Origin of the sequence: Lysobacter sp. Root690 (genome assembly GCF_001427785.1) — a bacterium.
GTDB lineage: Bacteria > Pseudomonadota > Gammaproteobacteria > Xanthomonadales > Xanthomonadaceae > Lysobacter.
In genome coordinates, this window is the sequence record NZ_LMHM01000016.1 from 56,657 (window position 1) to 68,109 (window position 11,453).

Below are 11,453 nucleotides of genomic sequence, written 5' to 3' on the forward strand. Positions count from 1 at the left end.
CGATAACCCAAGCATATCGCCGCTTGAGCGTCAGGCGACACATTCGCCGTTATAGGGCGTCCAATGCCCTGGCATCGCTCACGGAACGAGATCGGTGTGAGCAATACCGCTGTGGCCGCTATCTAAGTTCGCCAAATCACGCTGGCCGTGGTGGTATTCGAGCCGCCATGGCCTTCGATTTGACATGGCCTGTTTGCTCGTCATCCCCGCGAAGGCGGGGATCCAGAGACTTCAGAGTCATGTCGCGGTGAAGCCCNCCTGCGCGGGGATGACGGCCGTGTGGGATCGTCGCCGAGCCGCGGCTCCGCGACGATTCCAGATTCTCAAAAAACCGAATCCCGAATCCCGAATCCAAAATCCCCGTCTCAAGGCAACGGCTCTTCCAAGAACTTGCCATTACTCGCAATCACCTTCGAATACCAACGCGCACTGTCCTTCGGCGTACGGTCCTGGGTGGCGTAATTCACATGCACCACGCCGAAGCGCTTGGAGTAGCCCAGCGACCATTCCAGGTTGTCCAGCAGCGACCACACCATGTAGCCGCGGATGTCGCAGCCGGCCTGGATCGCGTCGTGGATCGCGCCGATGTGCTTTTGCAGGTAGTCCATGCGCAGCGGATCGCGCACGCGGCGTTCGCCGGTCGAATCGGGCTCGGCCACCGGCGGATCGAAGAACGCCGCGCCGTTCTCGGTGATGTACATCGGGATGTCGCCGTAACGGTCCTTGACCCAGGTCAGGGTGTCGGTCAGGCCCTGCGGGAACACTTCCCAGCCGGTCTCGGTGTAGGTGCCCGACGGCTGCCGCACCACGCCGGTGTTGAGTGGGTAGCTGATCGCGTCCTTGGTGACGCTGCGGGTGTAGTAGTTGACGCCGATGAAGTCGAGCTTCTGCTTGATCAGGTCGAAATCGGCTTGCGGCCATTCCGGCCAGGCTTCGCCGAAGATCTCGCGCAGTTCCGGCGGGTAGGTGCCGAGCAGGGCGGGATCGAGGTATTGCTCGTTCATGTAGGCGTGCGCGCGTTTGACCGCGGCGGCGTCCTCGGCCGAATCGGTGGCCGCGTACTTGGGCTCGATGTTCACCACCAGCCCGATCTCGTGCTTGCCTTCGGCGCGGTACGCCTGCACCGCCGCGCCGTGCGCGCGCATCAGGTTGTGCGAGGCGATCGGCGCTTCGAAACGGCTGCGATGGCCCGGCGCGAGCGCGCCGTGCAGATAGCCGCCGTCGGTGATCACCCACGGCTCGTTGAGCGTGACCCACTTCTTGACCAGGCCGTCGAGCGCGCGGTACATGACCTGGCCGTACTCGGCGAACCAGTCGGCGCAGTCGCGGTTGAGCCAGCCGCCGCGGTCGTCGAGCGCGGCCGGCATGTCCCAGTGGTACAAGGTCAGCAGCGGTTCGATGCCGTTGGCCAGCAGTTCGTCGACCAGGCGCGAGTAGAAATCCAGGCCGGCCTGATTCACCCGGCCGGTGCCCTCGGGCAGGATGCGCGACCACGAGACGCTGAAGCGATACGCCTGCAGGCCCAGCGACTTCATCAATGCGACGTCTTCTTTCCAGCGTCGATAGTGGTCGCAGGCCACATCGCCGGTATCGCCGTTGAGGGTCATGCCGGGGGTGTGGGCGAAGCGGGTCCAGATGCTGGGACCGGCGCCGTCGGCCATCGGCGAGCCTTCGATCTGGTGCGCGGCGGTGGCGGCGCCCCACAGAAAGCCGTTCGGGAAGGTGCGGTCGGCGGCAAAGCGTGAATCGGTCATTCGTCGTGGCCTCCGGAGCCAATCGAATTGGAAGCGGGCGTGCATGAAAACGGTTACATGGCAGAATAGCCCAGGGCGGGCACAAATGCATCGCCTCGATCGCATTGTCGGGAGAATTCATGGCGAAGGTCACTCTGCAGCAGCTGCGCAAGGTCTATCCGAACGGTTACGTCGGCGTCGCCGATGCCAGCTTCGAGATCGACGACGGCGAGTTGCTGGTGCTGGTCGGCCCGTCGGGCTGCGGCAAATCCACCTTGTTGCGCATGGTCGCGGGGCTGGAGTCGATCAGTTCGGGCGAGCTGCGCATCGGCGACCGGGTGGTCAACGACATGCCGCCGAAGGATCGCGACATCGCCATGGTGTTCCAGAGCTATGCGCTGTATCCGCACATGACCGTGGCCGAGAACCTCGGCTTCGGCCTGAAGCTGCGCGGCGCGAGCAAGGCCGAGATCGCGCAGCGGGTCAAGGCCGCGGCCGCGACGCTGGAACTGGAATCGCTGCTGGACCGCAAGCCGGCGGCATTGTCGGGCGGGCAGCGTCAGCGCGTCGCGCTGGGTCGCGCGCTGGTGCGCAAGCCGCAGGTGTTTCTGCTGGATGAGCCGCTGTCGAACCTCGACGCCAAGCTGCGCATGACCATGCGGGTCGAGATCGCGCGCCTGCACCGGCAGCTCGAGACCACGATGATTTACGTCACCCACGATCAGGTCGAAGCGATGACCCTGGGCCATCGCATCGTGGTGATGAAGGACGGCAAGATCCAGCAGATCGACACGCCGATGGCCTTGTACAACCGGCCGGTCAATCTGTTCGTGGCGACCTTCCTCGGCAGCCCGAAGATGAACACCTTGTGGGGCCAAGTGGTCGAACGCGAAGGCGCCCTGTACCTGCGCATTGCCGACAGCGTCGAACTGCGTCTGCGGCCGGAAGGCGAGCTGTTGGAAAAAGTGCGCGGTTACCTTGGTCGCGAACTGATGATCGGCCTGCGCCCGGAAGACATGCATCCGGCTGACGCCGGCTCGGACACCTTGCCGGCCAAGGTCGAAGTGGTCGAACCGGTCGGCAACGAAGCCTTCTTGAACCTGGGCTGCGGCGGCTGCGACCTGGTCGTGCGCCTGCCGCCGTTCCACTTGCCGAAGGTCGGCGACACCGTGCATCTGTCGTATTCGGCCGAGCGGATGCATTTCTTCGATCGGGAGAGTGAGTTGCGGTTGTAGGGGGGGCCGGTAGTAAATACAGCCGACCCTTTCTGGGTGGAATGAGTTTCGGTTTTTCCGAGATACTCCCAGCCCGTCATTCCCGCGAAGGCGGGAATCCAGGGCTTTTCGCGCGAGAACGCCTGAAGTCGATGCGTTCTGGTTTCACGCTGGAAACGAGACGACCGAACGACTGAAGCGAGAACGTTCACGACTTCATGCTCTTTCGCGCGAAAGCCCCTGGATTCCCGCCTTCGCGGGAATGACGTTCTTATAGATGCGCGGTTACGTGCTGAAAAGATACGGCTACATGTTGAGTTGCGGCTGTAGACGCGCAGGGCGGTCGTAGCGAGTGGTCTAATGATCGGATATATCGCGCGACTTCCAGCCTCGCGCGAAAGTCGCTGGATGTTCGGCTCCGCCGAAGTGAAGCGGAGCCGCCTTCGCGGGAATGACGTTCTGGTATGTGCGCGGCTAGGTGTTGAGTTGCTGGTGTAGGGCGCGGGGCGATCGTGGCGAGTGATCCTACTGCCGGACTCCCCGCGTCACCGCCAACCGAAACGGTGCAATCGGTCGCAGATCAGTCCGCACCGAAGACCGCATCACTTTGCCGACCCGGCCCGCTGCCGTTCCCGCACGGCCGAGCCAGAACCGCCCGATCGCCGCGCCGCCGGCGCAAATCCGGCACTCGAATGCACACGCGCATCTCAGCCCCAAGCCAAAAGTCGGCACATTAGTTGAGTCTTATCGCCGATTGCGTGCAAACTCCAGCCTCGTGCTCCAGCACATCGCAGCGCAGTACGGAAGGGGAGCTATCCGTACAGTGGGTTCGCCCACCCGCCGATGCTAGTGTGCCGGAGCCAGCGAAGGGACCCAGATGGACAGTCAATCCGTGACCGGCCGCCGTCGCCGTCATGCCGTGCCGCGTTGCGAACCGCAACGTCGGCAGGCGCATGCCCGCCGCGCGCGCGCACTGGCCGCGATGCTTGCCCTATTTGCCGCAACAGGATGTCAAACCGCCATGTCTACGTCCGCCGCCTCCAGCCCGTCCGCCGCCGCGCATACCGGCGCGGGCACCTCGGCCGAATGGCCGCTGCGTTTCGAGCGTCACCGCTTCGGCGCCTACTGCTTCGATACCTACGGCTGCCGCATCGTCTATCACGGCTTTCCGCACGGTAAGCCCGACGAAACCAAGCTCAGCGCCTCGACCGAATCGTTCGGCGCCGATTACCGCAGCCTGATGAAGGCCGGCCACATCGACATCGTCAACTTCCCGCCGCCGGCCGAGGTCAGCTGGCGTTCGAAGGACCAAAGCGAGCACAGCGCGCGCATCGACATCGGCGAGATCTTCAAGGACCGGCTGGTGCGGCACGAGGTCGCGCGCGAGGACATCGCGCCGGGTATCAGCATCGGCGATCCAGAAATCATCCTGGAAGTCGACGACCGCACCATCAACGTTTACATGCGCACCTTCATTCCGTTGAAGGCGCCGCGCGATCCCGGCAACGCCAACAGCGATTACCGCGCCGACCTGATCCAGGTTTTCAGTCAGACCTACTGAGCCGCAGCCCCGAGCCGCAGCACCCGGCAGTATCACAACCGCAGCGCTAAGGAGAGTTTGCGATGGGCGGCGAAAAGAATCCGGACGGCGTCAAGACCTATCCCGCCGACCAGCACGACCTCGACAGTTACGTGCAGGCCAGCGGCCAGTTGTCGCAACTGCGCGCGCCGCTGATGCTCGATTCCAGCGATCCGCATGCGCGCTTGTTCGTTGCCGCTTTCGACGGCACCGGCAACAGCATGTACAAGGACGACCCGAAGAACCACACCAACGTGGCCGGGGTCGTGCAGCAACTCGAAGCCGGCATGCACCGCAACATCGGCTATGGCTACGTGGAAGGGCCGGGCACCCAGGACGGTTGGCTCAAGAGCACCCGCGATCAGATGAGCGGGCGTACCTTCGAGCCGCGCGTGGAGCAGATGTACCGGCAGTTCACCGAGCAGTCCAAGCAGTGGCTCGACCAGGACCCGAAGGCGCAGATCAACGTGGCCGGGATCGGTTTCAGCCGCGGCGCCGAACAGGAGGCCGCGTTCGCGCGCCTGGTCCACGAGCGAGGCATCCAGGACCCGAGCGGTGCGACCTACAGCAAGGACAAGGACGGCAACATCACCGGGGTGGAGTTCAGCAAGCCGCCGCTGGTGGCGCCGGGGCAGGTGCCGCAGGCGGTCGGTCTGTTCGACCCGGTCGGCACCGGCGAGCCGCGCAATCACGACCGGCGCCTGCCGCCGTCGGTGATGTCGGCGTTCCAGATCACCGCCGAGGACGAACGCCGCGACCTGTTCAAGTCGACCAGCATCCTGCGCGAGGGTTTCAGCGAGGACAAACGCTTCCTCAACGTCACCGTCGGCGGCGCGCACAGCAACATCGGCGGCAGCTACGAGCTCAACGGCCTGTCGATCCGCAGCGGTAATCTGATGACCGATTACCTCAACGGGCTCAGCGACAAGCCGTTTCTGGACAAGCGCGCCGAACCGCAGGACCCGACACTCAACGTCGTGCACCGGTCCGACAAGCATCAGTTCTTCTACACCACCCGCGATTTCCGCGACGGTCAGCGCGACCACACCGACGTCGTCGCGAGCAAGCAGCAGGTCAAGGATCATTCGGTCGCCGATCCGACCCGCAAGGAACCGATCGACGAGCGCATGGACGGCCGCTTCGAGCGCCGGCCGGTGCCGATCGGCGATACCCCGGGCAAGCAGGCATCCCTGCAGCCGGCGGCGCAGGAAGGCAGCGACATCGACCGCACCTTCGCGCGCCTGACCGAAGCCGCGCGCAATCGCGACGACGGCGCGTTCCGCGCCGCGGCGCAGGACCACGCGCGTTCCGACGCGGGCCAGGCCTGGTTGCAGAACGGACGCGAGCAATACCAGCAGATGAAGGCCGAGCAGTCCCAGGCGGCGCCGCAACAGCAACAGCAACCGCAGCAGGCGCAGCCGCAGCAACCGCCGCACCAGCAGCAACCGCCCAGCATGCAGCCACGCATGCCGGGCCAGTAACCCTGACGGAGAACGAAGTGCAGGACGCGCAAGACCTGAAACGATTGGCCGCCGATCTGGCGGTGTTCGCCCAGCACATGCAGGAACAAAGCGAACGCGCGGTCCAGCATGTGGACCGCAGCGCCGATGAGCTGCACCGCACCGCGCAGGGCATGGGCGCCGGCGCGCAGGAACTGACCCACCAGCTGATCAATGCGGTGCAGAACCAGACCCGCGAGGCGATCGGCCGCGGCGTCGACCAGACCTTCGGTCCGATCGGCACCCAGTTGCGCGAAAGCGCCGAAATTGCCGAGCGCGCGGCCAAGGCGATCGAGGAACAGCACATCGGCCTGCTGCGTTCGCAACAGGGGCTGATCTACAAGGGCGTGGCGGCCTTGCTGGTCGGCTCGATCCTGGCGGTCGGCAGCAGTTGGTATTTCATGCGCAAGTCGATGCGCGAGATCGAGCGCGCCCAGTTCGCCAAGGACATCCTGCACGCGACCCAGTCGGGCGCCTTGACCCGCTGCGGCGAAGCGCTGTGCGCGCGCGCCGGCAAGACTTACGGGGCCAAGGGCGAGTATGTGCTGCTTGAGCCGGCGGGGGCGGAGTAATTGCGCATGCCGGATCATCGCGCGATCGCGACGCGTTCGATCGTGCCGTTTGAGTAATCGAGAAATCGCCGATGTACACAGTCGTGGTCACCGGCGGTTCGGGCTTCATCGCCAGTCATTGCATCGTCCAGTTATTGCAGGCGGGTCATCGCGTACGCACCAGCGTGCGCGGCCTCGAGCGCGAAAGCGCGGTGCGGGCGATGGTGCGCAAGGCCGGCGTCGATCCGGGCGATCGCCTGTCGTTCGTCGTCGCCGATCTCGAGCACGACGCGGGCTGGACGCAGGCCGTGGCTGGCTGCGATTACATGCTGCACGTGGCCTCGCCGTTTCCGCCAGGATTGCCCAAACACGAAGACGACCTGATCGTGCCGGCGCGCGAAGGCGCGTTGCGGGTGTTACGCGCCGCGCGCGACGCCAGGGTCAAGCGGGTGGTGCTGACCTCGTCGTTCGCGGCGATCGGTTACGGCCATCCCGGTCGTGCCGAGCCTTTCGATGAAACGGTGTGGTCGGACTTGAGCGGCGAGGTGGCCGCGTATCCGAAATCCAAGACCCTGTCCGAACGCGCGGCTTGGGACTTCATCGAACGCGAGGGCGGGGCGCTGGAATTGGCGGTGATCAATCCAGTCGCCGTATTCGGCCCGGTGCTGGGGCCCGATTATTCGACCTCGATCGGCCTGATCCAGCGCATGCTCGACGGCGGCTTGCCCGGATGCCCGCAACTGCATTTCGGCGCGGTCGACGTGCGCGACGTCGCCGACCTGCACCTGCGCGCGATGACCGATCCGGCCGCGAACGGCGAACGTTTCCTGGCCGTCGCCGGCGACTTCATGTCGGTGCTGCAGATCGCCCAGACCCTGCGCAGCCACCTCGGCGCCGCGGCGGAGAAAGTGCCCAAGCGCCAAGTGCCGAACTGGATGGTGCGTCTGGCCGCACTGCGCGACCCGGCGGTGCGCCAAGTGATTCCGGACCTGGGCAAGCGCAAGAATGCGAGCAGCGCCAAGGCCCAGCGCGTGCTGGATTGGGTGCCACGGCCGCGCGAGGACGCGTTGATCGCGACAGCGCAGAGCCTGATCGCGTTGAAGCAAAACGCCTGAGCCGCGGCTTGCGTCGGCTCGTGTTGCATCGAACCTTGATGGCATGTGTCCGCCGCGAACGGCCACTGCGCGGTCGCGGCTCGCGCCGCTCCTACATGAGAGCGCTCAAAGGAACTCGGCGCGAATCCGATCCACATCGAACGGGGTAATGCCTTCGCTCATCGAAAACACCGTATCGGCCTGCTCGGGCGAATCCACGAGTTCGCCGCGCGCCTGCGCATGCAGTTCGAACAAGGTTCGCAGATCCGGCGTTGCCAGCGCGGTCATCGCGCGCAGGATCAGCGAGATGCCCGACAAATGATTAGCGGCGTTGTTCCAGCGCGGGAAACCGCCCAGCCCGATATCGGTCCACAGGATCTGATTAGTATCGAGATCGAGCACGAACGGCAGGCAGCTTTGCTGGTTCGAGGCCAGGTCCAGCCGATCTTCGACCGTGCGCGCTTCGAACGGCTCGCCCGAGTTCGCATCGCTGCGCGCCATCCAGCCGGCGAAGCACTCGGGCAGGTCGCAGTACGGCTGGTTGGTGAAGCTGTGGATGCTGACCACGACGAAACGCAAGCCGAGCTCGCGCAAGCGCGCCAGGTCCAAGTCGATGAACTCGGCTGCGCCGCGCGGCGCATCGACGATATCGCCGCTGTGGTGGCCGCCGTAGCCTTTGAGGTTGTAGTAGGCGACCACATCGCGGAACACGAAGTCGCGATCGAAGAACGCCGCCGACAGATCGATATCGGTGCGACTGCGGCCGTTGGTCCACCACAGGAACAGGCGGATGAAGCGGGTGTCGGGCAGCGGCAGGCGGCTGCCGCGTACCAGCGTGCGCAGCGCGCGCGAGGCCGAGCGCTGGACCAGCGGTACGCGCATGTCGGCCAGGGCCGGGTCGATGTAGCAGCGGCCCAGCGGCGCGCGTTCGGCGAAGCGGGTGCGCAGGGCATCGCGGCAGATCGCGATGACATCGGCCAAGACGCGCGCGTCGATCGGAGCGCGTCGATCGTGCAGCGTCCACGCGCGCGCCGCGTCGCCCTTCGGAAAGAAGGTGCGCAATGCCGATTCACCGCGATGCTCGAACTGACTCAGGGCCTGCAACAGAACCGGGGTGGAGACGCGTTCGGCGACGGCGCGGAAGTGGTCGAGCACGGCTTGCGCCGGTACCTCACCGCGCAGCAGGTGATCGAGCCTGCGCGCGAGTTCGCCCGGGCGCGCGCGCAAGCGCTGCGCGACCGCATCGGTGCGGCCTTGCTCCAGTTCGCGTTCGACCGCGCTGTTGAAGCTCTCGAACGGCAGGTCCTCGCGCAGCATCTGGAACGCGCGCCAGGTGTTTGGGCAGCGTTCGCGGTAGTCGCCCGGATGCAGCACTTCGCCCAGGCGCTTCCAGCGTTCGCGCCAACGCCGCATGTCCTCGGTCGGATCGCCGCAGGCTTCCAGCCCGTCCAGCAGCAGGCGTCGTTGCGTGCGCTTCATCGCCTTGAATCGAGTCGGTTCGGCCAGCGAAACATCGCCGTCGTTCAAGGCTACGGCCAGGCGCAACAGATCAGTCGCGGTCTTGAATCGGGTTGCGATGAATTCGTTCGTGGCTGCGCCCGGTGCGTAGCGCAGCAGGCCAGCGCCGATCAGCGCGAGGTTTTCCTTGAACGGAATCTGCTCGGGCAACAAGCGAAACACCTGGGCCTGGTACTGCTTGATGAACCACAACAGGTCGGTCTTGTCCTGCGCCGACAGCGAGGTCGGCGCCTTGGCCAGGCGGGTGCAGATGGCTTCGAAATCTTCGGCGCTGCCCAGGTCGATTTCGCGCGGCTCGCGGCCGTGCAGCAGCGGCGTGGTTTCCATCGGTTGCTGCAGGTGCAGGCGGCGATGGGTGAGGTAGTGGTAGACCGCGCGCAGGTACAACTCGGCCTCGGCCAGCATCATCGAGCCCTTCGGAAAATCCGGAAACAAAGGCCGGTGCTTGCGGTGCGCGCCGGTCATCGGCGCCAGATGCTTGCGCAGTTCGCGCAGCACCTGGGTGAGTTGCTCGATCGACAACGTGCACAGGCGTTCGACCACGGCCTCGGACAGCACGTAACCTAGCGCTTCGGTTTCCTTCTGCACCATCGCCACTTCGGCTGCGCTGGCGCCGCCGTCGCCGGGTTTGACGTACAGCTTGCCGCGTCGCCGCAGGTAGATTCCATTCATGCGCCGTGCCTCCGCGAGGTCCTCAATGAAAAGCCCGCCGGGAGGCGGGCTGTGTGGGAAGCGGGCACCCTAGTTTCAAGTAGAAGGAAGGACGCCCATAGCCACGAGGTCGAGCATAGCCCAGCCCTGGGAGAAACAGAATGCCGATGGTCGATCGCGAACGGCGTGTGCGCTCAGGCGGCCGCGATCGCGCGTTCGGCGCGATTGGACTGGCGCTTGAGCATCGCGATCGCCAGCAGCAACAGCGCCATCGGCAGCAGCGACAGATAGAACGCGGTGCCGCCGCCGATGCGCGCGAACAACTGACCGGTGATGAACGAACCGGTGGTGCCGCCCAGCGCGGAAAACACCACGATCAGGCCGGTCATCGCCGCATGCCGCGATTTCGGCAGCGAGCTGAGCACGACCGAGTTGATCGCCGGATAGATCGGCGCCATGAACAGGCCGATCAGCGGGAACACATACGCCGCCAATGGCGCGCGCGCCCAGGTCATGTCGTCGCTTGGTCGGGCCTGACCGGCGAGCGGCAGCGCGACGATCACCAGCAGCGCCATCGCCACCACGCAGGTGATGAGCAACCAGTGCCACGGCACGCGCCGCAGCGCGAGGCCGGCGGCGAGCCGCCCCAACGCGAGCGACACCGCGAAGATGCTCGCGGCCTGCACGCTCATGGTCGTGGGCAGGTGCAGGATTTCGCGATTGAAGGTCGGCAGCCAGGTGCCCACGCTTTGTTCGATCAACACGTACAGGAACGCCGAGACCAGGAACGCGGCGACCAGCGGCTGGGCGATCAGGCGGAACATGTCGAGAAACGAATCGGCGGCGGCGTGGCCGTCGCGCGCGGCCGATTCGTCCATGCGCGAACAAGCGAGCAACGCGACGATCAGCGCGGCCATCGCGGCGAGCAGCCAGTACACGCGTAGCCAGACCGGATCGGCCGGCGAATCGGGGTTGATGAACCAGGCGAAGATCCAGTAGCCGGCGAGCACGCCGACCATGAACCAGCCTTCGATGATGCTGGTCAGGCTGGCATGCGCCTGCTTGCCTTCGGTCAACAGGCCGATCGAGGAATACACCGAGACCTTGGTCAGGGCGAACGCCACGCCGGTGGCGATGAATAAGACCTTGGTCATCCAGAACGAGGACAGCAGCGGCATCAGCGCGCAGGCGACGCCGACGATGCCCAGGCCCAGCATCATCGCGCGGCGATAGCCCAGTCGCGGCATCAATGCGGCGGTGAGGAAGGAGACGACCGCGATCGGGAGATCCTTGAAGGCTTCGAGGATGCTCGCGTCGCTTTTGGTGATGCCGAAGCCCTGGATCGACTGCAGGATCACCGTGCCCACGCTGTTGAGCAGGATCCCGAACATCATGTAGGTCAGGATCATCGCCACGATCATCAGGCGGCGACTGGAAGCGGTGGCGGTCATGCAGGCTCCGGCGAATCATCTACCGCGTATTGAATCCTTCTCCCGCGTGCGGGAGAAGGTGCCCCGAAGGGGCAGATGAGGGCACGCGGCGATCTTGTGCCCTCACCCCAACCCCTCTCCCGCTTCACGGGAGAGGGGCTTTGACGGCATGGTGAGTGAATCC

General features: G+C 65.3%; 8 protein-coding genes. 5 read left to right on the forward strand and 3 right to left on the reverse strand.

The genetic code is table 11. The features are described from left to right. Window positions 1-365 precede the first annotated feature (365 nt). A complete protein-coding gene (locus ASD86_RS18045) occupies window positions 366-1,754 on the reverse strand; it encodes a GH1 family beta-glucosidase (RefSeq protein ID WP_056113758.1) in 1,389 nt (462 codons plus the stop codon). 119 nt (window positions 1,755-1,873) lie between these two features. Here ASD86_RS18045 and ugpC point away from each other — a divergent pair, with 119 nt between their 5' ends. The 5 genes from ugpC (at window position 1,874) to ASD86_RS18070 (ending at window position 7,691) form a co-directional block, all read left to right on the forward strand. Then, complete coding sequence (ugpC, locus tag ASD86_RS18050; protein ID WP_056113761.1) at window positions 1,874-2,968, forward strand: sn-glycerol-3-phosphate ABC transporter ATP-binding protein UgpC; 1,095 nt, start codon at window positions 1,874-1,876, stop codon at window positions 2,966-2,968. 1,000 nt (window positions 2,969-3,968) lie between these two features. Beyond that, window positions 3,969-4,508, forward strand: a complete 540-nt coding sequence (locus ASD86_RS18055) for a hypothetical protein (RefSeq protein ID WP_056113764.1) — start codon at window positions 3,969-3,971, stop codon at window positions 4,506-4,508. Between the two features lie 62 nt (window positions 4,509-4,570). Next, window positions 4,571-6,007, forward strand: coding sequence for a DUF2235 domain-containing protein (locus ASD86_RS18060; protein ID WP_056113765.1), 1,437 nt, complete (start codon window positions 4,571-4,573; stop codon window positions 6,005-6,007). 17 nt (window positions 6,008-6,024) lie between these two features. Then, window positions 6,025-6,597, forward strand: coding sequence for a hypothetical protein (locus tag ASD86_RS18065; RefSeq protein ID WP_056113768.1), 573 nt, complete (start codon window positions 6,025-6,027; stop codon window positions 6,595-6,597). A gap of 71 nt (window positions 6,598-6,668) precedes the next feature. After that, complete coding sequence (locus ASD86_RS18070; RefSeq protein ID WP_056113771.1) at window positions 6,669-7,691, forward strand: aldehyde reductase; 1,023 nt, start codon at window positions 6,669-6,671, stop codon at window positions 7,689-7,691. Window positions 7,692-7,796: 105 nt separating this feature from the next. Here the strand turns inward: ASD86_RS18070 and ASD86_RS18075 are convergent, their stop codons facing one another. Together ASD86_RS18075 and ASD86_RS18080 are read right to left on the reverse strand one after the other, a co-directional pair. Further along, a complete protein-coding gene (locus tag ASD86_RS18075) occupies window positions 7,797-9,860 on the reverse strand; it encodes a TerD family protein (protein ID WP_056113773.1) in 2,064 nt (687 codons plus the stop codon). Window positions 9,861-10,033: 173 nt separating this feature from the next. Next, entirely contained in the window at window positions 10,034-11,290 is a 1,257-nt protein-coding gene (locus ASD86_RS18080; RefSeq protein WP_235567806.1) for an MFS transporter, read from the reverse strand. Window positions 11,291-11,453 lie beyond the last annotated feature (163 nt).